This is a genomic window from Streptococcus oralis subsp. oralis, assembly GCF_002096455.1.
GTDB lineage: Bacteria > Bacillota > Bacilli > Lactobacillales > Streptococcaceae > Streptococcus > Streptococcus oralis_CY.
The window spans coordinates 261,850-288,194 of record NZ_NCUL01000008.1; the positions used below are offsets into that span (position 1 = coordinate 261,850).

Here is a 26,345-nt window from a genome sequence, read left to right on the forward strand (position 1 = left end):
TAGATTCCTCCAGAAGGGTTTCCCCTTATTTATTGATTTTTTTATTTTTTAGTTTCAAGTATCGTTGCTTTGGAGAGATAAAGAAACTGATTAAGAAGAAGCTGGCAGATGTGAGCACGATGCTGGATCCTGCTGCGAGGTTGAAGCTATAGCCGATAAAGAGTCCCAAAACAGAAGCGGTTGCCCCTAGGGTTGATGAAAGAAAAATCATGCTCTTTAGGCTATTCGCATAAAGGTAAGCCGTCGCAGCTGGGGTGATCAACATGGCCACGATAAGAATCGTTCCAACACTTTGCATGGCAGTGACTGACACAAGGGTCAAGAGTACCATGAGGAGGTAGTGATAGAAATTAACAGGCATTCCCATGGCTTTAGCCAAAAGCTCGTCAAAGGATGTAATCAATAGTTGTTTAAAGAAAATCCCGATAATCAAGAGAATCAATGCCCCCACACCAATGGTGATCCACATGTCCGTATCTTGGACAGCGAGGATATTCCCAAAAAGGATATGGAAGAGGTCTGTCGAACTCTTGGCAACACTAATCAAGATGACACCTAAGGCTAAGAAAGATGAAAAGGTAATACCAATGGCAGTGTCACTCTTGATGATAGAGTTCCCCTTGATGTAGGTAATGATGATGGAAGCCATCAAGCCAAAGATGATCGCTCCAATAAAGAAATCAATTCCCAGGATAAAGGAAAGGGCTACGCCGGGCAAAACTGCGTGAGAGATGGCATCCCCCATGAGAGACATTCCACGTAAGATGATAAAACATCCCACGGCTCCAGCAACCACCCCGATGACTATAGCTGTGATCAAGGCATTTTGTAGGAAATGGAAATGTTGCAATCCATCGATAAATTCTACTATCATAGGTCACCTCCATTAAAGAAGAGCTTACTACCATAAGCTTTTTTGAGATTGACTTCGGTAAAGGTTTCTTCAGTTGAACCAATAGCAACCAATTCTCGATTGAGAAGCATAACTTGGTCGAAATAATGAGGGACTTTGCTGAGGTCATGATGGACGATGAGAACTGTTTTACCAGCTTTTTTAAGGTCTCTCAGTGTATTCATGATAATCTCTTCACTGATCGAGTCAATCCCGACAAAAGGCTCATCTAAAAAGATGTAGTCAGCTTCCTGCACTAAGCAGCGGGCAATCAAAACACGTTGGAATTGTCCTCCAGAGAGCTGACTGATTTGGCGATCAGCATAGTCTGAGAGTCCAACGATTTCAAGTGCATCCGCCACTTTTTTCCAGTGGCTGGCCTTTAAAGTGTGGAAGAGCGGGATAGATGGATAGAGTCCCAGTGAGACACATTCCTTGACCTTGATAGGGAAATTGTAGTCGATATGGATTTTTTGCTCGACATAGGCAACTCGATGTAAAGATTTCTTGACTTCTTTGTCATCGAGAAAGGCCTGGCCTTCGTGTGGGATAATTCCCAACATACTTTTTAATAAAGTTGATTTTCCAGCACCGTTTGGACCAATAATTCCGGTAATAGTTGGTCCTTGGAGCACTAGTGAAATATCCTTTAGTGCCAACGTTTCTTTGTAGGAGACACTGAGGTTTTCGATACGTATCATACAGTTATTTTCCTCCTGTCTTTTAATATACCTTAAAAAAAAAATTAAGTCAAGTTAATTTTTAAAAAATTTAAAATAATAACTGAAAAATGAAGAAAAAAGAGAGACCATTTTTAATTGCATTCCCAAGTGTTTTTTGCTAAGCTAAGAATAAGTGAAAAAATGAAAGCGAGAACAAGATGACACGTTATCAAGACGATTTTTATGATGCAATCAATGGAGAATGGGAAAAAACAGCTGTTATTCCAGCTGATAAATCTCGAACAGGTGGCTTTATTGACCTTGATGAGGAAATTGAAGAGTTAATGCTGGCAACTACGGACAAGTGGTTGGAAGGCGAAGATGTTCCAGAGGACGCTATCCTCGCAAATTTTGTTAAGTACCATCGTATGGTACGTGATTTTGATAAGAGGGATGCAGATGGAATCAAGCCTGTCCTTCCTCTGCTCAAGGAATACCAAGATTTGGAGAGCTTTGCAGATTTTACCAGCAAACTGGCAGAGTTTGAACTAGCAGGTAAACCAAACTTCCTTCCATTTGGAGTATCACCAGACTTTATGGATGCTAGAACCAATGTTCTCTGGGCTAGTGCTCCAGGAACTATCTTGCCTGATACAACCTACTATGCCGAAGACCATCCTCAGCGTGAGGAATTATTGAATCTTTGGAAAGAAAGTACTTCTAATCTCCTCAAAGCCTATAACTTCTCAGATGAAGAAATCGAAGATCTTTTAGAGAAACGATTGGAATTGGACCGTCGTATCGCAGCTGTGGTGCTTTCTAACGAAGAAAGTTCAGAATATGCCAAACTCTACCATCCATATGCTTATGAAGATTTCAAGAAATTTGCTCCTGCCCTACCTTTGGATGACTTCTTCCAAGCAGTAATTGGACAAACTCCAGATAAGGTTATCGTAGACGAGGAACGTTTTTGGCAAGCAGCAGATCAGTTTTATAGTGAAGAAGCGTGGCCTCTATTTAAAGCAACCTTGATTTTGGGTGTGGTCAATCTCTCAACAAGCTATCTCACAGACGAGATTCGTGTCTTGTCAGGTGCTTATGGTCGTGCCCTTTCAGGTGTTCCAGAAGCTCAGGATAAGGTCAAGGCAGCCTATCACTTGGCCCAAGGTCCCTTTAAGCAAGCCCTTGGTCTCTGGTATGCGCATGAAAAATTCTCTCCAGAAGCTAAGGCAGACGTAGAGAAAAAAGTGGCGACTATGATTGACGTTTATAAGGAACGTTTGGCTAAGAACGACTGGCTCACGCCTGAAACACGAGATAAGGCCATTGTCAAACTCAATGTCATCAAGCCTTATATCGGTTATCCAGAGGAATTGCCAGAACGCTATAAGGACAAGGTAGTGGACGAAACTGTCAGTCTCTTTGAGAATGCCCTAGCCTTTGCGCGTGTGGAAATCAAGCACAGCTGGAGCAAGTGGAATCAGCCTGTTGATTACAAGGAATGGGGCATGCCAGCTCATATGGTCAATGCCTACTACAATCCTCAGAAGAACTTGATTGTCTTCCCAGCTGCCATTTTACAGGCTCCATTCTATGATTTGCATCAGTCGTCTTCTGCCAACTACGGTGGTATTGGTGCTGTTATTGCCCATGAAATCTCTCATGCCTTTGACACAAATGGTGCGTCCTTTGATGAAAATGGTAGCCTCAAGGATTGGTGGACAGAGAGTGACTATGCTGCCTTTAAAGAAAAAACACAAAAAGTTATCGACCAGTTTGATGGCCAAGAATCTTACGGAGCAAGAATCAACGGAAAACTAACTGTATCAGAAAACGTTGCTGACTTGGGCGGAATTGCTGCAGCCCTTGAAGCTGCTAAGAGAGAACCAGACTTCTCAGTTGAAGAATTTTTCCACAACTTTGCTCGTATCTGGCGCATGAAAGGCCGTCCTGAGTTGATGAAACTCATGGCCAGTGTCGATGTGCACGCGCCTGCCAAACTCCGTGTCAACGTTCAAGTACCAAACTTCGATGACTTCTTTACAACCTATGATGTCAAAGAAGGCGACGGCATGTGGCGTTCACCAGAAGACCGTGTGATTATTTGGTAAGACAAAAACCAAGGATGTTATCCTTGGTTTTTTGTTTTCTAAAAAAAGGGATTAAAAGTCTTTTCGTGAGCGATAGTCGTAGCTGGACCGTGTCCAGGATAGACATCGTAGTTAGGAAGGGTGAAGAGTTGCGTCTGAATGCTATGGAGGAGTTGTTCCGTGCTACCTGTAGGAAGGTCTGTCCGTCCGATAGTTTCTCGGAATAGGGCATCTCCAGTCAAGACTAGATGATCATCAGGAAAGACGAGGGAAACGCCGCCGATAGAGTGCCCTGGGGTCGGTAGAACGGTAAAACGAAATTCCTCAAGCTGGTATTCGTCATGAAAGACAAAGGTGTGTTCTGCAGGTTTTGCGACCACATCTGCCAGATCATCGTGACGAGGAAGACCAGAGAGATTATTTACAGGAGTGTAAAGCCAGCTAGCTTCACTCTCTGCTACATAAACTGGAGGATTTCCAAAAGTCTCGCGAACCAAGTCCAGACTCATAATATGGTCGTAGTGGGTGTGGGTCAGGAGAATCGCACAGACGGGTTTGTTTATTTTCTCAATAGTCTTGCGAATAGCTTCCCAATGGCTACCTGGGTCAACCACAATCAGGTGTTGGTCCCCTTCCAGATAATAAGTGTTTTCATAGGCAATGGGATTCACGGTTTTATGGATTTTCATACTGGCTCCAATCTCAAAGAATGTACTAAACTAAGTATAGCACAGAAGAGGGAAATAAAGTGAAAAGAAAGCCCCTCTTTTGTGTTAGAGGGACAATGATCTTATTTAAACTTGAAACCTTCGTAAATGAGTTTTGCTTTGGGATTCTTTTTCTTGATTTGCTTGGCAAGGGCCTTCATCATAGGAAGAGGTCCACACATATAGACTGTAGTCTGGTCAGGGATTTCTTCTTGATCCAAAGTCAGGTATCCTTTTTCATTGCTATCGACCAGCTGCAGGTCAAAGTTAGCATTTTGACGGGCGTAGTCACGAAGTAGATCTAGGTAGACAGCATTTTCCTCTCCACGGAAACTATAGTAGAAGCGGACGTTCCTGTCTAGGATAGGATGCTCCCGGATATAAGAGATGAAAGGTGTCATTCCAATTCCACCTGCGATCCAGATTTGCTGCTTTGGACCATGTTCCATAGTCATATGCCCATAGGCGCGATCAACTGCAACCTTGCTACCAACTTGAAGATTGTCATAGATATTCTTGGTGTGGTCACCAGAGTTTTTTATCGTAAAATAAAGAGTTCGTCCTTGCCCTCCAGAGATGGAGAAAGGGTGTGGAGCAGTCTCAAAACCTTTTTGGAAAATTTTTAGAAAGGCAAATTGTCCATATTCGTAGGTGAAAGGATGACTGAGCTCTATTTCAATTTCAGTCGTATCGTGGTTGAGTCGTTTGATTCCTACGATTTTTCCAAGATAGGTGAAACCGACCTTTTGATAAAGGAAAATAATATAAAAACCTGCAAGCAAGCCTAAAAGAGCATAGATTCCAAAGATAAAACCTAGGAAACTAAAGGAGAGGAGACGATTTCCCATGATCATCAAAACATGAAAAAGGCCAAAGATATAGGCTAGATAAACCAATCGATGAATCCATCTCCATGCTTCATACTGGATATATTGTCCCAGATAGGCAACCAGAACGATGCTGATAAAGATATAGATAGCAATATTTCCAAACTGGGCGGCCAAATGCGAACCCCAGAGACCACCCATGCTAAAGTTGTGTAGGGTTAGTAGGAGTATGGATAGAAACGCCGTGAATTTATGAGCTAGATACATCTTTTCAAGTCCGTTAAACCAAGCCTCAAGCAAGGGTAAACGGCTAGCTAGTATAAAAGTAAGTGAGAGGGTAGTGAGAGCTAAACCAGGGATTAGAAACTGATTAGCGCCTGAACTGAGCCAAGCTAGAATAGTCAGAAGCATACTAAGTCCGATAAATAAAATACCTTTTAATGATTTCATAGTAGAAGTCCTTTCATGGATTTATCTTATATTAGATGTAATAAGATTTGTTACATTTTAACAAAAAATGAATCTCTAGTCAAGGTTTGTGATTTAGTCTAACTTTTCTGACCCTTTTTTCTAAAAAAGCCAACGAATCGGGTGGTTCATTGACTTTCTTATCTTAACGATTTTTCCAAGCTTGGTAGCGAGTGTCAATCAAGAGTTGGGTTAAGCGTCCCATGATTTCTCTTTCTTCGGGAGTGAGGGATTGAGCTTGGACAAAGAGATGGTGAATGTGTTCAATGACCTTGAAGGAAGAAAGGTCGTTGATAGAAGAGATGCCTGCGTCTAGAATGATTCCAAAAAAGAGGTCAAAGTAGAGCTGCAGTTCTTCGTCAGGAACGGTTTCAACCCATTCCTTGAAAGTAGTGTCGACTTGTTGGCTGTCGCTATTGGTCTCGTCTAGTTGGACAAAGTGCTTGTCTTTAACCTGCCAACTAAAGGTATCGTGCTGGGCGATACCACCCAAGGCAGTGCTTCGAACAACAATTTTTTTATCCGGAATTTCCAGCATCATCCCGATGATAGAACCTTGTGGAACAAATACTTTCGTTCTTTCCATCATGTTTTGATAGCCAGGTGTTTCGGTTAGTTCCTTGTGAAGTCCAGGGGCATCAAAAGTATAGACAGCGACAATGTTTTTCTGCAAGTCTGGATCAAGTTGACTGGCAGCATAGACAGCTAAATTGCCCCCTTTTGAGTGTCCTGCTAGGATAACCTTTTGGTTGGGGTGTTGAGCAAAAAAATTCTCTAAATACTGGAGGGCATGTTTTTGAGCAGGGATTTCCTTCATATAGGTCATATGGAAATCTTCTTTCCAACCGATGATGCTATCATCAGTTCCACGAAAGACAATCAAATAGGTATCGAGACTGATACGATAAGTCATGGCTGCAAACTGTTTTTGCAATTCAGGATCAATATCGTTAATAAAGTCTGAGAGCTTGCAATTTTTAAAGCGTTTGTGTTGAGCGAGCTGATTCAATAACTGGAGACGATTTTTATTGGTCAACATCGTCGTGTCTCTAGGGATTTGAGGTGCAAGATCTATAAGACGCTTTGGTTCTTGGGTGACTACATTATCAAAAGCAAGGTAGGTTAATTCAGTAAGGGCAAGAACATCTAACTCATTAACGGGGAGGTCATAAAAGGAATCGTATGCTACATCATTTAAGTAGTCAAAAATATTGGCCATAAAAGCTCCTTTCTCTATGTTTATCCTACCACATTTACCTAGAATTAGCTAGTAGGCTTGTTCGAATGACCTAGTAGGGTTTGATTGAAATACATAGAAGATAGATTGCTCCTATTTCAAACCTCTAAACGAGCTTACTTGTATGTTTTTGCTATCAATCCCATTTTCCTTTAAAAACTTCTTCATCTCATTTACATCATCAGGCTGACCTGTGATGAGATAGCTGGCTTGATTGCCGTATTCATCAATAGCATGTTTTAAAAATGCTTGACTTTTAGAAAGTTCATCGCTAGTTTTATAAGTAAAATTCGATGTTTTTTGAGCCAGTTCCTTAATCTCATTATCGAAAATAGTAACTCCTTTGTCAAAATGGTTGAGAATAATCGGACATTTACCAGACCATTCTTTGATAAGGGGGCGTAGAGCAGAAATTCCGACATCAGATGCAAAGCAAACTAGTGGCTTATTCGTATCTTTAACAGTCAAAGAGGAATCCAGCCAACTCATCTCAATCTCACTGCCAGCCGGTAAATGTGTCAAGGTGTTCTTAAAGTTGCTACCACTATTATGAGTCAAAATGAGAATTTCATCTTCATCAGGTGTGGAGGCAATGGTTAGCCATCGACTGGTTTGCTCTCCGTTAGGTTCATATTTACTAGCAGTAGACGAGGTATCAGGGAGTGTAAACTTAGCATAAGCCCCAGCTTTCCAGATTTGATGACTCGGTTTTGTGATATGAATTAAATATAGATCTCCGCTGGGGTTTTCGATGGATTTTATCGATAATGTCTGGCTTCGTCCAAGATAAGCGATGGCACCCAAAGTTATAATACATAGCGCTCCAAGTGTTGATAGAATGATAATAAACATTTTTTTACCTCTTTTCATTTTTTATGACTCCTGTTCTTAATTTTATGAATGAACTATAAAATTATTCATTCATATCTTTTCAAAAAATAAAGAAATCCATTCTTTATTTTAGAACTCCTTTAATGAAGTTGGTCGCAAGTATTTCGACAGTTTTGCCAATATCTGGAAAATCTTTTTCCGTGATATGCATATCCATATAGTAAAAAAGATTATAAACCTGTAAAATATCTTGAATCTTTTCTGGCGAGTACCCTTCAGACTGCATACGATTTGTAAAAGTTTTAACTAGAAACTGATGAAAAGGATTTGCGACTTTGCCTTCTTCCGAGGAATAGTAGCTGTGCAACTCATCTGCGATGGCAGGATTGTACCATTCTGCAAGGATTTTATTGGAAGAAACGAGAGTTCTGGACTGAGCAAATAGTTGACCAATGAGGTCGATCATGTCAATTTCCCAATCCAGTTCTTCGATCATAGCTTGGCGAACACGGTTGTTTTCATCTATATAGATGTCTAGAAAAATGGCTTCTTTACTCTCGTAATAGTTATAAAAAGAACCAACTGCAACACCAGCTTGCCGAGCAATTTCTGAAATTCCTGTTGCCTTGTAACCTTTTTTCGAAAAAACGTCATAAGCTGCTGTTTTTAGAGCTTGTTTTTTGTCCAATATGATTTAACCTCCTTTGTCCATGAATGAATAAAATTATTCGTTCATTCATATTCTAACAAATCATGGCTGGCTTGTCAATAAGAAGGCTAGATCTATTAAATAAGTTAAAGAAACGCTAACTAAATGAGCACAAAAAGGAAAATATAGGATAAGGCTGGAACTATAATTAAAAATAAGGTATGATATCAGTGGGAATGTCCTCTATTTAGCATCTGTTTTCTGATCTGGGTTTTGGAAATAGGCTGCTAAACAGCATGAGATACTGATCCGTAAATCTGATATGAAGGGTTTTGATACTTTGAGAAATAACAAAGGAGGAGCGCATGCACAAGATTTTACTAGTAGAAGATGATCAAGTCATTCGGCAACAAGTGGGGAAACTGCTCTCTGAGTGGGGCTTTGAAGTCGTTTTGGTAGAAGACTTTATGGAAGTGTTGAGTTTATTTGTCCAGTCGGAACCTCATTTGGTTCTCATGGATATTGGTCTGCCTCTTTTTAATGGTTACCACTGGTGCCAGGAGATTCGCAAGATTTCCAAGGTACCTATCATGTTTCTGTCATCGAGAGATCAGGCTATGGATATCGTCATGGCGATCAATATGGGAGCGGATGATTTTGTGACCAAGCCTTTTGACCAGCAGGTTCTTTTGGCTAAGGTTCAGGGCTTGTTGCGCCGTTCCTATGAGTTTGGGCGGGATGAAAGTTTGCTAGAGTATGCAGGTGTGATTCTCAATACCAAGTCTATGGATCTGCACTATCAGGGGGAAGTATTGAGTTTGACCAAGAATGAATTTCAAATTTTGCGGGTCTTGTTTGAACATGCTGGCAATATCGTAGCCCGTGATGACCTGATGCGGGAACTCTGGAACAGCGACTTTTTCATCGACGACAACACCTTGTCTGTCAACGTTGCTCGTTTGCGTAAAAAATTGGAAGAGCAAGGTTTGGTTGGATTTATCGAAACCAAGAAAGGAATAGGATACGGACTGAAACATGCTTGATTGGAAATCATTTTTTTTAGCCTATCTGCGTTCTCGCAGTCGCGTTTTTACCTATATTTTTTCATTAGGCTTTCTCGTCCTTCTCTTTCAGTTTTTATTTGCTAGTCTAGGAACTTATTTTCTTTATTTCTTTCTGCTCAGTAGTTTTTTGACCTTCTTATTTTTGGCTTGGGATATATTTGCAGAAGCTCAGGTTTACCGGCAGGAAGTACTCTATGCTGAGAGAGACCCCAAGTCTCCTCTGGAATGTGCGCTAGCAGAAAAACTCGAAGAGCGTCAGTCTGAATTGTATCAAAAGAAGTCGGAAGCGCAGAGCAAGCTGACGGATTTGCTTGATTACTACACCTTATGGGTTCACCAGATCAAGACGCCCATTGCAGCAAGTCGCCTTTTAGTAGCAGAAGTCTCTGATCGTGAGGTCAAGCAGCAACTGGAACAGGAAATTTTCAAGATTGACTCCTATACCAATCTGGTTTTGCAGTACTTACGTTTAGAGAGTTTTCACGATGATTTGGTCTTTGAACAGGTTCAAGTGGAGGACTTGGTCAAGGATATGGTTCGTAAGTACGCACTTTTCTTTATCCAAAAGGGACTGACGGTCAATCTGCATGACCTAGATAAGACAATCGTTACGGACAAGAAATGGCTACTGGTAGTCATCGAGCAGATCCTCTCAAACAGTCTCAAGTACACCAAGGAAGGTGGGCTAGAGATTTATATGGAAGGCCAGGAGCTCTGCATCAAGGATACGGGGATTGGGATTAAAAACAGTGATGTGCTCCGAGTCTTTGAACGTGGTTTTTCAGGCTACAATGGCCGTTTGACCCAGCAATCATCTGGACTTGGCCTCTATCTATCTAAGAAAATTTCTGAAGAACTGGGGCACCAGATTCGTATCGAGTCTGAGGTCGGGACAGGAACAACTGTTCGCATCAAATTTTCCAATAGGAATCTGATAATTGAGTGAGCATAGTTGATGATAACCTTATCCATCTGTGGAATTTTTGTTCTAGTCTATATCTCTATTTTCATGATAACGTCTAGAAGTTACCGTAAGATTGTCTAGATGTAAAAAAATGTTACACTAGGAAACGGCTAGAATATAGTCAAAAAATAAAAGAGGCAAAAATGAAAGAAAGTTTTTTGACGGAGGAATCCTAGATTATATTGAATACTCTATCTTAGTAGCCATAATTTTCACGCTTACCTTGGGGGTCGCAACACCTTGGGCGGTTTGCATGATGCAAAATTGAAAACCAAACACACGGTAGTGAATGGGCAACGTCTATACTTTGACGGGACTGGAGCACAACTGTTCGGCAACTGAATCAAGGGGGGTCTTCTAACCATCATCACGTTTGGGAACTATGGCTTCTGATTGAAAATAAAAATGAAGCAATGGATTGTCGAACACACCAATCATATTTAAAGATTAAAACGGCATCTTCTTTCAGAGGAGATACCGTTTTTTTTTTGTATAAGGAAACAAAAATTTCTTCCTTTCTCTATCTTTTAAATTGATAGATTTCTTCAGAGAAAGACTGTAAAATTTTTGATATAATGTTAAGGATGGACTGACGGATGCTTAAAGGATAATTTTCAAAAGAATAACATGTGAGAAGAAAAATATGTAAGATTGAACAGAAGTCTCTCTGCCATCATCCAAGCAGAAACAAGATTATATGAAATAAAAGGAGTAACCAATGACCGGAAATTATTCAACACGTGAATACCGTGAGAAATTATATGATGATCTTCATGTGCGATTAAGAGATACAGTGATTTTGATGTGTGCGATTTTTATTGCCTCTATAGGTTTAAATATGAATTCAACACCTGTCATTATTGGAGCCATGCTGATTTCCCCTCTTATGACATCGATTGTTGGACTCGGATTTGGTTTAGCTATTTTTGATACCCGTTTAATCAAGCAATCTCTAGAGGTGTTATTTACTCAAGTAATGGTCAGCTTACTTGTCTCGACTCTGTATTTCTGGATTTCTCCCTTATCTTATGCAAGTAGCGAACTGATCGCACGAACCTCTCCAACCATTTGGGATGTTCTTATTGCTATTGCTGGTGGGATAGCAGGTGTAATTGGGTCAAGGAAAAAAGAAGCAAACAATATTGTGCCAGGAGTAGCTATTGCAACAGCTCTGATGCCGCCTATCTGTACTGCAGGATATGGTTTAGCTAATGGAAATGTACGATTTTTATTTGGGGCTCTCTATCTTTTTTTGATCAACTGTGTCTTTATCATGCTAACCAACATTGTTGGAACAAGAATTTTGATGAGAAAATCTCCCTTAAGTTCATTTAAAGAGCTAAACATTAAAATGAGAATTGGGTTGATATCCTTGATTGTATTACTGGTTCTTCCAGCCAGCTATTCAGCAGTCACTCTGACGATGGATCAAGCTCGAAAAGAAGGAATCAAACAGTTTGTAGGAAAAGAGTTCGCCAATCATACGGTCATTAATCAAGTCTACAAGTCAAGTAGCAATGAATTGGTCTTGACAGTTGTTGGAGATCCGATTTCAGAAGAAGAATTAGAAACGCTCCATCAAAAACAAGCCTCTTACGGTATTCAATCTGTTCAATTAAAAGTCAATCAAGTCCATAATTCGACAAAATTAGATAGTGAGATGACCAAGGAATTTTATGAAACTATTAACAAGTATATCGATCAAAAACTCTCTGAAAAAGATTCACAAAAAGATCTCGTAAAAGAAAATGAAGCAGATAAGGATTGAGGATATTGAACTGTTCTAACTCTTGAAAGCAAATCTTGGGAGGATATCCTATATCCAACAGTTAGTGGATAGAAAGAATTGTTTATGAGGATACCATTTGTGGTGGTTTAACCAATCACTACTAGCTCAGGTAAAACAAAATATAAAAAGGCGGTGGGACAGAAATCGATAGACAAAGTCTCGATTTCGTAGTCCCAGCCCCGCGAGGATGATTAGGAGCTTTTTGGAGTCTAAAAGACGAACAAAAAGTTCAATCAGCTACCGCGTCAAAGTTTGATTGCTAATAAAAAGTGAGGTCGGGATCTTTTGTCCCAACCTCTTTTTTAGGTAGCTGGAATTCTTATCCCAGGTTAAATGGTTTATTTCTCAACACGAGACTTGTTGGCGATATCAGCAAGGATAGCTTGCACAAAGTCATCAACTGAGACAGTTTGTGTTTCTTTTTGGCCATAGCGGCGAACGTTGACTGTTCCGTCTTCCATTTCTTTGTCCCCAACGATCAATTGGTATGGAATCTTGCTTGTTTGTGAAGCACGGATCTTGAACTGCATTTTTTCATTGCGTTCATCCACATCAGCACGGACACCACGGTCACGGAGTTTTTTAGCTACTTCCCATGCGTAGTCCACGTGTTTTTCGTTTGATACTGGGATGAGAGTTACTTGGTGTGGGGCAAGCCATGTTGGGAAGGCACCCTTGTAGTTCTCAATCAAGATAGCTGTGAAGCGTTCCATGGTTGAAATAACACCACGGTGAATCATAACTGGACGGTGTTCTTCCCCGTCAGCTCCGATATATTTGAGGTCGAAACGTTCTGGAAGCAAGAAGTCAAGCTGGATAGTCGAAAGGGTTTCTTCTTTTCCAAGGGCTGTCTTAACTTGGATATCCAATTTTGGTCCGTAGAAGGCTGCCTCACCTTCAGCTTCAAAGTAGTCCACACCCATTTCATCAAGGGCAGCACGAAGCATGGTTTGGGCATTTTCCCACATTTCATCGTTATCAAAGTACTTGTGAGTATCTTGAGGGTCACGAAGAGAGAGGCGGAAACGGTACTCGTTTAGGTTGAAGTCTTCATAAACATCGATAATCAACTGAAGAGCACGTTGGAATTCTTCTTGGATTTGTTCTGGAGTCACAAAGAGGTGACCGTCGTTCAGAGACATTTCACGCACACGTTGAAGACCAGTGAGGGCACCAGATTTTTCGTAACGGTGCATCATTCCGATTTCAGCGATACGGATTGGCAATTCACGGTATGAGTGAACATGGTGTTTAAAGACTTGAATGTGGTGTGGGCAGTTCATTGGGCGAAGGACAAATTCTTCCCCATCTCCCATATCCATAGTTGGGAACATGTCCTCTTGGTAGTGATCCCAGTGACCAGAAGTCTTGTAAAGCTCTACAGAAGCAAGTGGTGGAGTGTAAACGTGTTGATAGCCAGAAGCCAATTCTTTATCGACGATATAGCGTTCCAATTCACGACGGATAGTGGCACCATTTGGCAACCAGAATGGAAGTCCTTGACCAACTTCTTGAGAAATCATGAAGAGATCAAGCTCTTTACCAAGTTTACGGTGGTCACGTTCTTTGGCTTCTTCACGCATTTGAAGGTAGTTTTTCAAGTCTTTCTTGTCGAACCAAGCTGTACCGTAAATACGTTGCATCATAGCATTGTCACTATTTCCTCGCCAGTAAGCACCAGCTACATGGAGAAGGTGGAAGATTTGGATGCGGCCTGTTGAAGGGACGTGAGGTCCACGGCAGAGATCCACGTATTCACCCTGACGGTAGATGGTCAAGCCACCCTCGTCTTCTGAGTGTTCTTCAATCAATTCCAACTTGTAAGGGTCGTTCTTGAAGATTTCACGTGCTTCGTCTTTCGTCACTTCCTCACGAATAGATGGGAAGTTTTCTTTGACGATCTTCTTCATTTCTTCTTCGATACGAGGAAGGTCTTCGTTGGAGATTTGACCAGCTTGATTGTCCGTATCGTAGTAGAAGCCATCTTCGATAGCTGGACCAACCCCCAAGTGAATGTCTGGGAAGAGGCGACGAGCTGCTTGGGCGAACAAGTGGGCAGCTGAGTGACGCAAGATTGGAAGGGCATCTTCGTGATCAGGTGTCACGATTTCGATGCTTCCATCTTCAGTGATAGCACGAGTCGTGTCGATGAGTTTGCCGTTGAATTTACCAGCCAAGGCTTTTTTAGCTAGGGAATTGCTGATAGATTGGGCAATTTCAAAAGTAGTAACGCCAGATTCGAATTCACGAACAGCGCCATCTGGGAAAGTAATCTTAATCATGTGTTTTCTCCTTAAATATTTATTCTATTTTTGTTGGACAATTTTAAGAGCCTAGCAACTTCTTCCGCAGTCTGATTCTCTGATTGACTACTATCTGTTACGAGGCTAGGATAGCCTAATCTCACCGCTTCCTTACGAACCATTTGAGCAAAAAGAATGTCTCGTTGCATCCAGTTTTCAAAAGCTTGATCGGGGTTGGTTGTACCCTCTAAGACATAAGGAACCCATTCTCTCTGTATATAATGCTTTTTTTGAAAATCAGCTGTCGGAGTCAAGCATAGATAGGATGATACTTGACATTCAAGCTCCTTTACCAAGTGAGGCAAAAGTCCTGCTCCCTCCACCAAGAGAGGTCTGTTTTGATTTTTTATCAAGTAAGATTTTACATAAGGAAAAATCTCTTCATAAAAGCACCATTCTTCATCTGCCATCTCTTCTGGCTTTCTCATCCAGATTTGTTCTGGATTTCTATCCTTCCTAAGAAGGCAAATTGGCTGTGAGTCTGCACTTGCTTGACTCATCATCTCTTCTACCAAATCATCCAGTTTGATATGAAGTAGTTGATACTGTCTAGCAAGAAGTGAGGCAATTGTTGACTTTCCACTACAAGGCGATCCGCCAATCATATAAAGCATCGTTCTTCCTCCTTCTGACAAAACAAAAAACGACATCCTAAAAGGACGTCGCAACGTGGTTCCACCTTCATTTATGTTCCTCAAAAAAGAGAGACACCTCAGATTGGCTTTAACGTGGCCACCGTTTTATGTTTGCATAAAAGTCAGTAGAGTAGTATCAGTTTAGGCTTTCTATGCGTTTCCAGCAACCACGCACTCTCTAGTAGAAAGGGACTAAGTGACTTGTCTCTATGCATTATTATAGCATGATTGCGAGAATTTTCAAGGTTTTTGTATAATTTTTTTGTTTTTCGCTCTTTGGGAGACATGCTTGATCCCCACACCAGCAGCCAACCCAAGTAGGGCAAAGAGTTCATAGGCTAGGAAGTAAAGTAGGATGAATTCGCCAAAGGTGATGATGGTAAAGCAATAGAGAAGACCAATACCGAGTAGCCACCAAAGTGAGAAATGAAATCGATAGCTATAAAGTAGCGATACGATAAAGGTTACCAGAGGTGAAAAGAGGATGATGTTGTAGATGTACAGTCCCTTCAGTGTATATGGGTCAGAGATGCATAGAGAGAGGAGTTCATAGAGTGGCCAGTAAAAGAAGAAAATGACAAGGTAGTATGGGATATACTTAAGATATTTTTTCATGGCAATAGTCCTCCAATCCTTGCTAAAAGAGTGATACTGAAGAGTATCTTGCTATAAATGAAGGTTCTCTTTACTCATATTATAGCAAGAAAGGAGTGATTTTCCAAGTTTTCTAGGAGAGCAGAAACGACTCTATTTTATGGCATTTCTGTTATAATACTAACAAAAGAAGTAAGAGAGTAAGGAGAAAGAATGACCAAAATAGCAGTTCTTTCAGACATACATGGAAATACGACAGCTTTGGAAGCTGTACTGGCTGATGCTAAAGCGGCAGAGGTAGACCAATACTGGCTTTTAGGAGATATTCTGATGCCAGGGACAGGACGTAGAAGGATCTTGGACCTCTTAGCTAGCTTGCCTATTACAGTAAGAGTTCTGGGAAATTGGGAGAATAGTCTCTGGCGAGGCCTGCATCGCAAGTTAGATCCTACAAAAGCGAGCCATCGTTATCTCCTGCGTCAAAGTCAATACATCTTAGAGGAGATCAGCCCTGAAGAAATCGAAGATCTCAATAATCAACCTATGCAAGTTCATCGTCAGTTTGGTGATTTGAAGGTAGGAATCACTCACCATCTCCCTGATAAAAACTGGGGTAGAGAGTTGATTCATACGGGAAAACAAGAAGATTTTGATAGATTGGTGACGAATCCACACGCCTCTATCGCAGTATATGGCCATATTCACCAACAGTTGCTTCGTTATGGAAGTGATGGTCAGTTGATTCTTAATCCAGGTTCGATTGGGCAACCCTTCTTTTTAGATGCGTGGTTGCGTAAGGACTTGCGTGCCCAGTATATGATTTTAGAGTTTGATGAAGCAGGTTTGTCTGATGTTGATTTTCGTCGAGTGGATTATGATGTAGAAGCTGAATTGCAGTTGGCTAAGGATTTGAAGCTTCCCTATTTCCAGGTCTACTATGAAAGTTTGGTAAATGGGATTCACCATACTCATAACCACGAATTGTTAGGTCAGATTAGTGAACAAGAAGGTTATGACAGGGATGTTGAGCTTTGGATGGAAAGAGACAAGAAAGATTGGTTTTAAGAGGTAGAAATAAGATAGTCTAGTGACTGCTGTTTTGCGATAAGTCGAACTGGATACGAATTGACGGCTTCTCAAATATATGTTAGAATAACGGAATATAAATAATTTGAATCTCATACTAATTGATATTCAAAATAAGAGGAGACAAATAATGAAACCAGAAGAGTTACACGCTATTGCCTCGGAGTTGGGCTTGCAATTTGACGAAGATTCGCGTAGTATTTATGGCACGCAGTCAGGCTATTTACTTTTCCTGCAAGAAACTGACGTGAAAAATCAGTTTCGACTTTGTGTCAGTGTGAGTTTGAATGGCAATCCTGCGGATTCAGAAGAAAACGAAATGGTTTGGGATGAGTTTAAGAGTGAATCTCTTCCAAACTTGTCGACCTTGTCTATCAACCAGTACCTTGTTTCTTTTGTTGTAAAAGGTGCCATGCGCAAATCCAAAACAATTGAAAAGTTACAGACGCTCATAACAGACCTCGTTGCATTCCTTGAAACCCATCATTTCGTCCAAGTCTGTGCCTACAGTGGTCAGGAAGGCCCCGTTGGTCTCTATCAATTAGGTGATTCAATTTTCCTTATCAACGAGGAAAGCTATCAATTGCTGAAGAGCAACCTTCAGATTGAGGTGGATTCTTATCAAAACCAGAAGGAAAATGTTCTTCTTGGAGCAGTCGGTGCCTTGCTTGGAGCCTTGATTGGTGGAGCAGTTGCTCTATTTATCGCGCGCCTAGGTTATGTAGCTATGGTAGCGGGTATTGTTCTGGGGATTTGTACCATTAAAGGATATGAAATCCTTGGAAGAAAGGTATCTCGAAAGGGGATTGTAATTTCCTCTATTTGGATGGTGATTACTGTCTTTCTAGTGAATCAAATTGATTTGGCGATGGAAGTCGTTTCCAAACTAGGGGTTGAGTTTGCCTTTGCTTTCCGAGTGGTGAATGAATTAATCTTTAGCGGTGATTTCCCAGATAACTATTTTTATAATCTAGCTATGTTAGCTGTGTTTACCTTAGTTGGTGCTGGGGTGTCTATCAGCTCGGTTTGGTCAAGTCATAAAACAAAAGGGATTGTCCGTAAAATTGCATAAAAAATAAGTCTTTGTATTTCCTCCGCCGTTCCGGTTACCAAGAGGGATACAGGACTTTTTGCATGGAGAAGATAATCAGTCTATAATATTTGACAGGAAAACCAAAAACGGTATAATGTTTATACGGGAAAAGATGAATAAAATATCAATGAAAGGAGAAGAAGATGCAAATTTCAAGCCGATTTACAATTGCGACTCATATGATGATTATTATTGCAATGCAGGATACAGAAAGTAAAGTAACCAGCGATTTTCTTGCGGCTAGTGTCGGAGTCAATCCAGTCATTATCCGTAAGACTTTATCGCAACTCAAAAAAGCAGGATTGATTTCAGTTGCTCGTGGTACGGGAGGAACTGAGATAATAAAAGACCTTCAGGATATCAGTTTGTTGGATGTCTACCAAGCTGTGGAGTGTTTAGGAAAATCCGGTAAGCTCTTTAGTTTCCATGACAATCCAAATCCTAATTGCCCAATTGGTGCGAATATCCATGCAGTTTTGGACCAAAAACTGTTCGATGTTCAAGCAGCTATGGAAAACCAACTGCGTCAGACAAGTCTGGCTCAGGTTGTGGCAGATGCTCAGAATAAACTGTCTAAGTAAGAGGACTAAGGTTCTCTTTTTCTATTGCTATAATTATGGTACAATGTAGTCATCAAAGGAGGAGACTATGTACTTTATCACAGGATTTTTTGTCCTACTTTTTCTCGTTTCGTTTTTTAGAGACAATCGCAGTCTCTGGAATCCGGCTCTTTTGCTTTTATCTCTGCTCTTTTCTTACCTGTCTATTGCCAATCTTTTTTATGAGGCTGGGCAAGAAGAATTGCACATGATTTTCTTTGCAGTGATTTTTCTCTTGCTCCCTTTTTTAGTTTTTCTAAGTGGCTTTTTCCTTATTTATAACGGATTTGTGTTATTGAAGAAAGAGGGGAAATCCAAGGCGAATTATTTGTCTCTAGGATTAGGTTGCGTGATTCTATTCTTTTTTGTAATCATGGCGATTCGAGTGGGCGATACCAATGGCTTGCTCTACACCAATCATCTAGTGAATATTATCTTTTTCTTTTTGATTTATTCGTATTTGATTTTTGGTTTTGCCTTTGCAGGATTTCTGCTTTATTCTATCCTGTATCTTTTTATTCCCAAGAAAAAATATTATGATTTTATCATCATTCACGGAGCAGGCTTGTTGAATGGAGAAAAAGTGACTCCCTTACTAAAGAGTCGTATTGATAAGGCAGTAGAAGCCTATCGCCAGTCTCTTAATCCCAATGTTAAAATCATCGCAAGTGGTGGTCAAGGTGGAGATGAAAAGATTTCCGAAGCTCAGGCAATTTGTAATTATTTGCTGGAAGTGACGGATGTTCCGAGAGAAGCAATTCTCCTAGAGGAAGACTCAACGACGACCTATGAGAATCTTCTCTTCTCAAAAGAAATGGGGGAGAAGCTGGTGGCTAGTCCACGTTTTCTTTTTGTGACCAATGATTATCATGTTTTTCGTACCAGTACCTATGCTCGCCGTATTGGGATGAAGGGAGATGGCCTTGGTTGCCGTACAGCCGCCTACTATATTCCATCGGCCTTTATTAGAGAGTATATTGCTCTATGTGTGAAGATGAAATGGCTTTTTATCACCCTCTATGTTTTGTTGATTTTTGCTCTGATTTTCTCTTATAGAGGTGTTCTATGGTAATATGTAAAATTCATATTGTAATTCTTGTTAGAATCTCTAAAAAATCTTGTAGTAACCCTAAGGGAAAAATTGTCACTAGTAATGAAAGAGCAGGGTAAGTGATTGTGAGTGCGGTTTTTGGAACGGTTTCATGATTGCTCGTCAATCAATTGAACAATTTCTAACCTAGTTACAGATTTTCAGAGAGAGTCAAAAATAGGCAACTGAATATGAGTAGACTAGAATTTTACAGTCAACGACAAATAAAAATGTGAACAACAACAGAGAGGTTCACATTTTCTTTTTGGTCTATGGCAAAATGGCTTTTAGTTCCTTCAGGATAGTTTGCAAGGTTACGATCGCTTGTTCTCCTTGTTGTGGTTGATAGAGTAGTTGGAAATACTTGCGAATAGTTTCTTCAAATTGCTTAGGGAGGAGAGTACAATTGGTCTTTGCGTACTCCAACATTCGTTTTTCACCAGGATGGGTTTGCTCATTGAGCGCAAATAACAAGTCAAAGTAGGAAGCAAAAAATTCACTTGTACGATGATTCATACTGAGAAAATCTTGGCGTTTGATAGCTTTTTCTATTTGGTGAGAGAAGGCAGGCATGGCTTGTTCTAACAAAAGGAGTTGCCTTTTGATGATCTGTTTTTTGAGTTCCTGTGGATAGGGAATCTGGTAAGTCTTTTGGAGAGAAGCATAGTGTCCGTTCGGATCGTATAAAATCTTGCTGTGGAGTAGATTATGCCACATGCAAGTTGTATAGGCATTTTGGGCTTGATGTTGAAAAACGGTTGAGTTCAATTCCTGTTCAAACGACTCCAGCGAACGATAAATCAACTCAATTTCAATACCGTTGTTTAGTACACAGTCGTCCTCTAACTCCCAAAACTGGTTTCCAATTTCCATATAGGAGCAGTATTTAATCAAAATTTTGAGGCGAGTCGCCTCATCAATAGAAGAGTTGAGATAGACATAAACGTCATAGTCAGAATTTTGATCATAGTTTTGTCCTGCACGAGAACCACCAAGAGCTATAGCTTCTACTTGTTCCAGTTGAGAGAATTCTTTGCAAAGTTCGTGGATCATAATTTTTCTCCTTGCTTTATGGTTTTAAAGTCATTTTACCAAAAAGTAAAACGTTTGCATAGCATTGAGTTACTCTTTTTTATTTATAGCAAAAAATGTGAACCCTTGTTTTGAGTTCACATTTCTTTTTTATTCTGCAGCTTGTTGCCAACGTTTTGCTAGCTTATGAGACAGGCTAGAAATGGCAAAGTTAAAGATAAAGTAAATCAAGGCAATCAGGATATAAAGACTGAAGACCTGCTCTGGTTCGAAATAGCGTCCCATGAGAATTTGACTGGCTCCAAAGAGTTCTTGTAGAGCGATAACAGAGTAGAGAAGACTGGTATCCTTAATCACAGTTACAAACTGAGAAATGATAGCTGGCAACATTTTGCGGATCGCTTGTGGGAGAATGATGTGGTAGAGGATTTGCACAGAGGTAAAACCTTGCGACATTCCTGCTTCGTATTGTCCCTTGTCTACGGCATTGAGACCGCCCCGGATAATCTCAGCCAAGGCTGCTGAGGTAAAGAGGGTAAAGGCAGTAATACCAGCTGGTGTGGACTTCATCTTAAACACCAAAAAGATGGTGAAAATCCAGAGGAGGTTGGGAACGTTACGTACAAACTCTATATAAATGCTGGAGATGATCCGTAAGATAGGATTTTTCCCATTTCTCATGACGGCTAGCACTGTTCCGATAAGGGTCGAGAGGACGATAGCAATCAGAGAAATGTAGAGGGTTAAGCCAAATCCTTTAAAGATAAAGACTAGGTTATCTGGGGTCAAAACTTCTAAAATGGATTCCATAGTAACCTCCTAAAGTGAATAGGCTTTTTTGTTGGCTTGCTCCATCTTGCGACCAAACTGGGCAACAGGGAAGCATAGAGCAAAGTAGAGAAGAGCAGCGCCTAAAAAGGCTGGGATATAGTTTCCGTTGAGAGCCGACCAAGACTTAGTCACAAACATCAAGTCTACTCCAGAGATGATAGCTACGGTAGAGGTGTTCTTGATGAGGTTAACGATTTGGTTGGTCAATGGAGGGAGAATGATACGGAAGGCCTGAGGCAAGATAATCAAGCGCATGGCACTGATATAGGTAAAACCTTGCGACAAGGCGGCCTCCATCTGACCGCTAGGAATAGACTGAATCCCTGAACGAATAACCTCAGCAATATAAGCGCCGTGATAGAGTCCCACACAAAGTACAGCTGTCCAATAAATGGGAATCATGATGGTATGGTCACTGATAAGGGGCAAACCATAAAAGACGATGACAAACTGCACCAAGAGGGGAGTATTTTGATAAAATTCGACAAAGATACGAGCCAAAACACGCAAGAATGGGTGTTTGCTGGTTGACATGGCCCCAAAGAAGATGCCCAAAACCATGGCGAGGATAAAGGAACCAATCGCTAGGGCAAGAGTGAAGAGGAAACCATTGAAAAATTGTCCAAAATCCTGAAAATAGGCTGTCCAAGATGATAAATCTGTCATGGGGTGTCCTCCTTAATCTGCAGTATGGCTAGATGGTTTGAGCTTGTAACGGTCATAAAGTTTCTGCAAACTACCGTCCTTGGTCCATTTAGTGACCAAGCTATCAAGATAGTCGTTGAGCTCGGTGTTTGATTTCTTGGTGACGATACCGTAGTCAGATGGCTTGAAACTATCATCTAGTAGTTTTGTCCGTTTACTAATGTAGCCAGACAGGATAGAACGGTCCACGGAAAAGGCATCAATACGGTGAGCGTGAAGGGAAGTAATCAATTCTGGATAGGAACCAAGTTCGACAAATTTAAAGGTTAGACCTTTCTTTTTGCCCAGTTCAGTAATCAGGCGTTGGGTGATGGATCCTTGAGCAACCCCAATGGTTTTACCGTTTAGGTCCTCAATGCTTTTGATGTTGGCGGATTTATTGACCAAAAAGCCAGAAGCGTCCGTGTAGTAGGGACTGGTGAAGTTGTATAATTTTTTACGCTCGTCTGTGATAGTGAAGGTTGCGATATCCATGTCGACCTGTTCATTGTCTAGTAGTGGTCCGCGAGTTTGAGCGGTAACAGGAACGTAGCGAATCTTGACCTTGAGTTCGTCTGCAATCATCTTGGCAAGGTCCGTTTCGATACCAGAATAAGTCCCTGTCTTGGGATCCTTGTAGCCAAAATTAGGAACGTCTTGTTTGACACCGACAACTAGTTCGCCTCTTTTTTGAATGTCTGCGACGCTGGTATCAGCCTGAACTGGTTTGGCAGCAGCAAGGCTGAAAAGGCTAATCAATAATGCGGATAAAAAGAATTTCTTTTTCATAGGCGCCTCCTTATTTGACTTTGTCACTTTCGTGGTTGATAATTTTGCTGAGGAATTGTTGGGCACGAGGTTCGCTTGGGTTGTCAAAAAAGTCATCGACATCTGTCGTATCCACCAAAACTTCTCCGTCTGCCATAAAGATGATGCGGTCCGCAACCTCTCGTGCAAAGCCCATTTCGTGGGTAACGATGATCATATTCATCCCGTCATGCGCCAGTTTTTGCATAACTGCTAGAACATCTCCAATGGTCTCAGGATCAAGAGCAGATGTTGGCTCATCAAAGAGGAGGAGTTCCGGATGCATGGCAAGACCACGAGCGATGGCGATCCGCTGTTTTTGTCCACCAGATAGCATAGCTGGATAGGAATCTTTCTTGTCCCACATATTTACAAATTCCAGATATTTTTGGGCTGTTTTTTCAGCTTCTTTTTTATCAATTCCTAGAACCTTTATGGGCGCTAGTGTAACATTTTCTAACACTGTTTTGTGTGGATAAAGGTTAAAATGTTGAAAAACCATGCCAACTTCCTTACGAAGAGGAACTAAATCTTTCTGACTAGCACCTGCGACTTGGTGTCCATTGACCAGGAGACTTCCTTTGTCAATAGCCTCTAAACCATTGATCGTACGGATAAGAGTGGACTTCCCAGAACCAGAAGGTCCAAGCAGGACAACAACTTGTCCTTTTTCAAAACGGAGATTGATGTCGCGGAGTGCGTGATAGTCTCCATAATATTTTTCGACGTTTTTAAATTCTACTAAAGCCATGAGAGATCTCCTTTGTGTTAGATTTTATAACATGATTCTACACCAAAAGAATGTTCTTGTCAAATCATATCTGAAAAAAATTCACTAAAATGTTATAAAAAAGCAATCTGGATAGAGAAAATGCCTAAATCATGTTATAATGAAACGATAGAATTCTTAGAAAGAGCGGATGTCTTTTTGATAACACCTACTTATGAATGGCAGTTTGCCCCGCAGGTTGAAGATGCGGATTTTACAAAGATAGCCAAGAAGGCTGGACTGGGTCCTGAGGTGGCTCGCTTATTATTTGAAAGAGGGATTCAGGATGAAGAAAGTCTAAAGAAGTTTTTAGAACCTTCTTTAGAGGATTTACATGACCCCTATCTGCTCCATGATATGGACAAGGCAGTGGAACGGATTCGTCAGGCCATTGAGGAAGGGGAGAATATTCTCATCTATGGAGACTACGATGCGGATGGTATGACTTCAGCTTCGATTGTGAAGGAAAGTTTGGAACAGCTTGGTGCTGAGTGCCGTGTTTACCTACCCAATCGTTTTACCGATGGCTATGGTCCCAATGCCAGTGTTTATAAATACTTTATCGAGCAAGAGGGTATTTCCTTGATTGTGACAGTGGATAATGGGGTTGCGGGTCACGAAGCCATTGAATTGGCCCAGTCTATGGGAGTGGATGTCATTGTGACCGACCACCATTCCATGCCTGAAACCCTTCCTGATGCCTATGCGATTGTTCACCCTGAGCATCCAGATGCAGATTATCCCTTCAAATATTTGGCCGGATGCGGAGTGGCTTTCAAGCTGGCTTGCGCTCTTTTAGAAGAAGTGCAAGTTGAGTTGCTCGATTTGGTAGCTATCGGTACCATTGCAGATATGGTGAGCTTGACGGATGAAAACCGTATCATGGTTCAATATGGTCTGGAAATGTTGGGACATACCCAGCGCATTGGACTACAAGAAATGCTGGACATGGCAGGGATTGCTGCGAATGAAGTAACAGAAGAAACAGTTGGTTTTCAGATTGCCCCTCGTTTAAATGCCTTGGGGCGATTGGATGATCCCAATCCTGCCATTGATTTGCTGACTGGGTTTGACGATGAGGAAGCACATGAGATTGCCCTCATGATTCACCAGAAAAACGAAGAGCGCAAGGAAATCGTTCAGTCAATCTATGAAGAAGCTAAGACCATGGTGGATCCTGAGAAGAAGGTCCAGGTTTTGGCCAAGGAAGGCTGGAATCCTGGCGTTCTGGGTATCGTGGCTGGGCGCTTGCTAGAGGAATTGGGGCAGACAGTCATCGTTCTTAATATAGAAGATGGTCGTGCCAAGGGTAGCGCTCGTAGTGTGGAAGCAGTCGATATTTTTGAAGCTCTGGATCCCCATCGAGACCTCTTTATCGCCTTTGGCGGCCATGCTGGTGCAGCTGGAATGACGCTGGAAGTTGAGAAACTTTCAGATTTATCTCAAGTCTTGGAAGACTATGTCCGTGAAAAAGTTGCAGATGCTAGTGGTAAGAACAAGTTAAATCTAGATGAAGAGTTGGATTTGGAGACTCTTAGCTTGGAAACGGTTAAAAGCTTTGAACGCTTGGCACCCTTTGGGATGGATAATCAGAAACCTGTCTTTTATATCAAGGATTTTCATGTCGAAAGTGCTCGTACCATGGGAGCAGGCAATGCCCACCTCAAACTAAAAATTTTCAAGGGAGAGGCGAGTTTTGAAGTGGTGGCCTTTGGACAAGGTAGATGGGCAACAGAATTTTCTCAAACCAAGAATCTAGAATTAGCAGTCACCTTGTCTGTCAACCAATGGAATGGGCAAACTGCCCTCCAGTTGATGATGGTAGATGCGCGTGTGGAAGGTGTTCAACTCTTTAACATTCGTGGGAAAAATGCAGTCTTGCCAGAAGGGGTTCCAGTCTTGGATTTCTCTGGAGAGGTGCCAGATCTAGCGAATAGTGATGCTGTGGTTGTGAAAACCATTCCTGAAGATATTACCTTGCTGAAGACAATTTTTCAAGAACAGCACTTCTCTGCGGTCTATTTCAAAAATGACATTGACAAGGCCTACTATCTGACAGGTTATGGGACTAGAGAGCAGTTTGCAAAATTGTACAAGACTATTTACCAGTTCCCAGAGTTTGATATTCGTTATAAGCTCAAGGATTTAGCGGCTTATCTCAATATCCAACAAATCTTGCTGGTCAAGATGATCCAAGTCTTTGAAGAGCTGGGATTTGTGACGATCAAAGATGGTGTCATGACAGTCAATAAAGAAGCGCCGAAAAGGGAAATTGGTGAAAGTCAGATTTACCAAAATCTCAAACAGACCGTTAAAGACCAAGAAATGATGGCGCTGGGTACCGTGCAAGAAATGTATGATTTTTTAATGGAGTAATAGATAGAAAGGAACTGAGATGACCTATCTCGGTCTCTTTTTGACGGATAAATGCTTGGTGTGGAAGTGGTTGAGAAGACGGTCTTTTGAGTGGTTTACTGATGTAAAGATTGGGGAAAACGATTCATTTTTTATTAGCTTCTATCACTTTATACGATGTCTGCTTTTAAACCTTATGTAGTAAAAGTATAAATTTTTGTAACATGACTAAAATATAACTCTAAACGAACTGACATGTAAATCAAGTATGATTTTCTTATCAAGAA

Annotated in this window: 24 protein-coding genes and 2 pseudogenes; 11 read left to right on the forward strand and 15 right to left on the reverse strand. The window is 41.1% G+C overall.

Annotated elements, in window-relative coordinates; translation table 11 throughout:
- Positions 1-25: 25 nt before the first annotated feature.
- Together B7720_RS05750 and B7720_RS05755 are read right to left on the reverse strand one after the other, a co-directional pair.
- Positions 26-874, reverse strand: a complete 849-nt coding sequence (locus B7720_RS05750) for a metal ABC transporter permease (RefSeq protein ID WP_000634601.1) — start codon at positions 872-874, stop codon at positions 26-28.
- Positions 871-1,593 (reverse strand): metal ABC transporter ATP-binding protein, encoded by a 723-nt coding sequence (locus tag B7720_RS05755; RefSeq protein ID WP_044021194.1) that lies wholly within the window; start codon positions 1,591-1,593, stop codon positions 871-873. Before B7720_RS05755 ends, B7720_RS05750 begins: the two co-directional genes overlap by 4 nt.
- Before the next feature lie 179 nt (positions 1,594-1,772).
- On the opposite strand from B7720_RS05755, the gene B7720_RS05760 reads away from it, so the two are divergent.
- Complete coding sequence (locus B7720_RS05760; protein ID WP_084856999.1) at positions 1,773-3,665, forward strand: M13 family metallopeptidase; 1,893 nt, start codon at positions 1,773-1,775, stop codon at positions 3,663-3,665.
- A gap of 38 nt (positions 3,666-3,703) precedes the next feature.
- On the opposite strand, the gene B7720_RS05765 is transcribed toward B7720_RS05760, so the two are convergent.
- The 5 genes from B7720_RS05765 to B7720_RS05785 form a co-directional block, all read right to left on the reverse strand.
- Positions 3,704-4,333 (reverse strand): MBL fold metallo-hydrolase, encoded by a 630-nt coding sequence (locus tag B7720_RS05765; RefSeq protein ID WP_084857000.1) that lies wholly within the window; start codon positions 4,331-4,333, stop codon positions 3,704-3,706.
- 101 nt (positions 4,334-4,434) lie between these two features.
- The gene (locus B7720_RS05770; RefSeq protein WP_084857003.1) at positions 4,435-5,628 is read right to left on the reverse strand and encodes a ferredoxin reductase family protein; all 1,194 of its coding nucleotides are present in this window, start codon (positions 5,626-5,628) and stop codon (positions 4,435-4,437) included.
- Between the two features lie 163 nt (positions 5,629-5,791).
- A complete protein-coding gene (locus B7720_RS05775) occupies positions 5,792-6,865 on the reverse strand; it encodes a DUF2974 domain-containing protein (protein WP_084857005.1) in 1,074 nt (357 codons plus the stop codon).
- A gap of 111 nt (positions 6,866-6,976) precedes the next feature.
- Positions 6,977-7,753 (reverse strand): ferredoxin reductase domain-containing protein, encoded by a 777-nt coding sequence (locus B7720_RS05780; protein WP_084857008.1) that lies wholly within the window; start codon positions 7,751-7,753, stop codon positions 6,977-6,979.
- A gap of 85 nt (positions 7,754-7,838) precedes the next feature.
- Entirely contained in the window at positions 7,839-8,408 is a 570-nt protein-coding gene (locus B7720_RS05785) for a TetR/AcrR family transcriptional regulator (protein ID WP_070656934.1), read from the reverse strand.
- Positions 8,409-8,728: 320 nt separating this feature from the next.
- On the opposite strand from B7720_RS05785, the gene B7720_RS05790 reads away from it, so the two are divergent.
- The 5 genes and pseudogenes from B7720_RS05790 to B7720_RS05805 all read left to right on the forward strand — a co-directional run bounded on the left by B7720_RS05790 (position 8,729) and on the right by B7720_RS05805 (position 12,159).
- Positions 8,729-9,406, forward strand: coding sequence for a response regulator transcription factor (locus B7720_RS05790; RefSeq protein ID WP_000548982.1), 678 nt, complete (start codon positions 8,729-8,731; stop codon positions 9,404-9,406).
- Positions 9,399-10,373 (forward strand): sensor histidine kinase, encoded by a 975-nt coding sequence (locus B7720_RS05795; protein ID WP_084857010.1) that lies wholly within the window; start codon positions 9,399-9,401, stop codon positions 10,371-10,373. Before B7720_RS05790 ends, B7720_RS05795 begins: the two co-directional genes overlap by 8 nt.
- Before the next feature lie 6 nt (positions 10,374-10,379).
- Positions 10,380-10,472 (forward strand): annotated as a pseudogene (locus tag B7720_RS09915) (peptide ABC transporter); the annotation flags it as partial.
- 88 nt (positions 10,473-10,560) lie between these two features.
- Positions 10,561-10,784 (forward strand): annotated as a pseudogene (locus B7720_RS09790) (hypothetical protein).
- A 325-nt stretch (positions 10,785-11,109) separates the two neighbouring features.
- On the forward strand, positions 11,110-12,159 hold the full coding sequence (locus B7720_RS05805) for a DUF389 domain-containing protein (RefSeq protein ID WP_084857013.1): 1,050 nt from the start codon (positions 11,110-11,112) through the stop codon (positions 12,157-12,159).
- A 359-nt stretch (positions 12,160-12,518) separates the two neighbouring features.
- Here B7720_RS05805 and thrS read toward each other — a convergent pair whose 3' ends face one another.
- From thrS to B7720_RS05820, 3 genes are all read right to left on the reverse strand, one after another.
- Positions 12,519-14,462, reverse strand: coding sequence for a threonine--tRNA ligase (gene thrS / locus B7720_RS05810; RefSeq protein ID WP_084857015.1), 1,944 nt, complete (start codon positions 14,460-14,462; stop codon positions 12,519-12,521).
- A gap of 11 nt (positions 14,463-14,473) precedes the next feature.
- Complete coding sequence (locus tag B7720_RS05815) at positions 14,474-15,097, reverse strand: adenylate kinase family protein (protein ID WP_084857018.1); 624 nt, start codon at positions 15,095-15,097, stop codon at positions 14,474-14,476.
- Between the two features lie 261 nt (positions 15,098-15,358).
- Entirely contained in the window at positions 15,359-15,733 is a 375-nt protein-coding gene (locus B7720_RS05820; RefSeq protein WP_084857020.1) for a hypothetical protein, read from the reverse strand.
- Between the two features lie 192 nt (positions 15,734-15,925).
- Between B7720_RS05820 and B7720_RS05825 the strand changes: the two genes are divergently transcribed.
- The 4 genes from B7720_RS05825 to B7720_RS05840 all read left to right on the forward strand — a co-directional run bounded on the left by B7720_RS05825 (position 15,926) and on the right by B7720_RS05840 (position 19,562).
- A complete protein-coding gene (locus tag B7720_RS05825) occupies positions 15,926-16,777 on the forward strand; it encodes a metallophosphoesterase family protein (RefSeq protein ID WP_084857023.1) in 852 nt (283 codons plus the stop codon).
- A gap of 151 nt (positions 16,778-16,928) precedes the next feature.
- Positions 16,929-17,870, forward strand: coding sequence for a hypothetical protein (locus B7720_RS05830; RefSeq protein ID WP_084857025.1), 942 nt, complete (start codon positions 16,929-16,931; stop codon positions 17,868-17,870).
- A 164-nt stretch (positions 17,871-18,034) separates the two neighbouring features.
- The gene (locus B7720_RS05835) at positions 18,035-18,472 is read left to right on the forward strand and encodes an Rrf2 family transcriptional regulator (protein WP_001167392.1); all 438 of its coding nucleotides are present in this window, start codon (positions 18,035-18,037) and stop codon (positions 18,470-18,472) included.
- Positions 18,473-18,539: 67 nt separating this feature from the next.
- Positions 18,540-19,562 (forward strand): YdcF family protein, encoded by a 1,023-nt coding sequence (locus B7720_RS05840; RefSeq protein WP_084857028.1) that lies wholly within the window; start codon positions 18,540-18,542, stop codon positions 19,560-19,562.
- Between the two features lie 288 nt (positions 19,563-19,850).
- Here B7720_RS05840 and B7720_RS05845 read toward each other — a convergent pair whose 3' ends face one another.
- From B7720_RS05845 to B7720_RS05865, 5 genes are all read right to left on the reverse strand, one after another.
- Positions 19,851-20,633 (reverse strand): DUF4037 domain-containing protein, encoded by a 783-nt coding sequence (locus tag B7720_RS05845; protein ID WP_084857030.1) that lies wholly within the window; start codon positions 20,631-20,633, stop codon positions 19,851-19,853.
- Between the two features lie 129 nt (positions 20,634-20,762).
- Complete coding sequence (locus tag B7720_RS05850) at positions 20,763-21,422, reverse strand: amino acid ABC transporter permease (protein ID WP_084857032.1); 660 nt, start codon at positions 21,420-21,422, stop codon at positions 20,763-20,765.
- Positions 21,423-21,431: 9 nt separating this feature from the next.
- Positions 21,432-22,109, reverse strand: a complete 678-nt coding sequence (locus tag B7720_RS05855; RefSeq protein WP_084857034.1) for an amino acid ABC transporter permease — start codon at positions 22,107-22,109, stop codon at positions 21,432-21,434.
- A 12-nt stretch (positions 22,110-22,121) separates the two neighbouring features.
- A complete protein-coding gene (locus B7720_RS05860; protein ID WP_084857036.1) occupies positions 22,122-22,916 on the reverse strand; it encodes a transporter substrate-binding domain-containing protein in 795 nt (264 codons plus the stop codon).
- A gap of 10 nt (positions 22,917-22,926) precedes the next feature.
- Positions 22,927-23,685, reverse strand: coding sequence for an amino acid ABC transporter ATP-binding protein (locus B7720_RS05865; protein WP_084857038.1), 759 nt, complete (start codon positions 23,683-23,685; stop codon positions 22,927-22,929).
- A gap of 177 nt (positions 23,686-23,862) precedes the next feature.
- Between B7720_RS05865 and recJ the strand changes: the two genes are divergently transcribed.
- Positions 23,863-26,079, forward strand: a complete 2,217-nt coding sequence (gene recJ, locus B7720_RS05870) for a single-stranded-DNA-specific exonuclease RecJ (protein ID WP_162281780.1) — start codon at positions 23,863-23,865, stop codon at positions 26,077-26,079.
- Positions 26,080-26,345: the final 266 nt, after the last annotated feature.

What these genes read in the sequence shown, in the direction of transcription:
- B7720_RS05750 (WP_000634601.1), bottom strand. Translation starts at nt 874, where the DNA reads ATGATAGTAGAATTTATCGATGGATTGCAACATTTCCATTTCCTACAA.
- B7720_RS05755 (WP_044021194.1), bottom strand. Translation starts at nt 1,593, where the DNA reads ATGATACGTATCGAAAACCTCAGTGTCTCCTACAAAGAAACGTTGGCA.
- B7720_RS05760 (WP_084856999.1), top strand. Translation starts at nt 1,773, where the DNA reads ATGACACGTTATCAAGACGATTTTTATGATGCAATCAATGGAGAATGG.
- B7720_RS05765 (WP_084857000.1), bottom strand. Translation starts at nt 4,333, where the DNA reads ATGAAAATCCATAAAACCGTGAATCCCATTGCCTATGAAAACACTTAT.
- B7720_RS05770 (WP_084857003.1), bottom strand. Translation starts at nt 5,628, where the DNA reads ATGAAATCATTAAAAGGTATTTTATTTATCGGACTTAGTATGCTTCTG.
- B7720_RS05775 (WP_084857005.1), bottom strand. Translation starts at nt 6,865, where the DNA reads ATGGCCAATATTTTTGACTACTTAAATGATGTAGCATACGATTCCTTT.
- B7720_RS05780 (WP_084857008.1), bottom strand. Translation starts at nt 7,753, where the DNA reads ATGAAAAGAGGTAAAAAAATGTTTATTATCATTCTATCAACACTTGGA.
- B7720_RS05790 (WP_000548982.1), top strand. Translation starts at nt 8,729, where the DNA reads ATGCACAAGATTTTACTAGTAGAAGATGATCAAGTCATTCGGCAACAA.
- B7720_RS05795 (WP_084857010.1), top strand. Translation starts at nt 9,399, where the DNA reads ATGCTTGATTGGAAATCATTTTTTTTAGCCTATCTGCGTTCTCGCAGT.
- B7720_RS05805 (WP_084857013.1), top strand. Translation starts at nt 11,110, where the DNA reads ATGACCGGAAATTATTCAACACGTGAATACCGTGAGAAATTATATGAT.
- thrS (WP_084857015.1), bottom strand. Translation starts at nt 14,462, where the DNA reads ATGATTAAGATTACTTTCCCAGATGGCGCTGTTCGTGAATTCGAATCT.
- B7720_RS05815 (WP_084857018.1), bottom strand. Translation starts at nt 15,097, where the DNA reads ATGCTTTATATGATTGGCGGATCGCCTTGTAGTGGAAAGTCAACAATT.
- B7720_RS05820 (WP_084857020.1), bottom strand. Translation starts at nt 15,733, where the DNA reads ATGAAAAAATATCTTAAGTATATCCCATACTACCTTGTCATTTTCTTC.
- B7720_RS05825 (WP_084857023.1), top strand. Translation starts at nt 15,926, where the DNA reads ATGACCAAAATAGCAGTTCTTTCAGACATACATGGAAATACGACAGCT.
- B7720_RS05830 (WP_084857025.1), top strand. Translation starts at nt 16,929, where the DNA reads ATGAAACCAGAAGAGTTACACGCTATTGCCTCGGAGTTGGGCTTGCAA.
- B7720_RS05835 (WP_001167392.1), top strand. Translation starts at nt 18,035, where the DNA reads ATGCAAATTTCAAGCCGATTTACAATTGCGACTCATATGATGATTATT.
- B7720_RS05840 (WP_084857028.1), top strand. Translation starts at nt 18,540, where the DNA reads ATGTACTTTATCACAGGATTTTTTGTCCTACTTTTTCTCGTTTCGTTT.
- B7720_RS05845 (WP_084857030.1), bottom strand. Translation starts at nt 20,633, where the DNA reads ATGATCCACGAACTTTGCAAAGAATTCTCTCAACTGGAACAAGTAGAA.
- B7720_RS05850 (WP_084857032.1), bottom strand. Translation starts at nt 21,422, where the DNA reads ATGGAATCCATTTTAGAAGTTTTGACCCCAGATAACCTAGTCTTTATC.
- B7720_RS05855 (WP_084857034.1), bottom strand. Translation starts at nt 22,109, where the DNA reads ATGACAGATTTATCATCTTGGACAGCCTATTTTCAGGATTTTGGACAA.
- B7720_RS05860 (WP_084857036.1), bottom strand. Translation starts at nt 22,916, where the DNA reads ATGAAAAAGAAATTCTTTTTATCCGCATTATTGATTAGCCTTTTCAGC.
- B7720_RS05865 (WP_084857038.1), bottom strand. Translation starts at nt 23,685, where the DNA reads ATGGCTTTAGTAGAATTTAAAAACGTCGAAAAATATTATGGAGACTAT.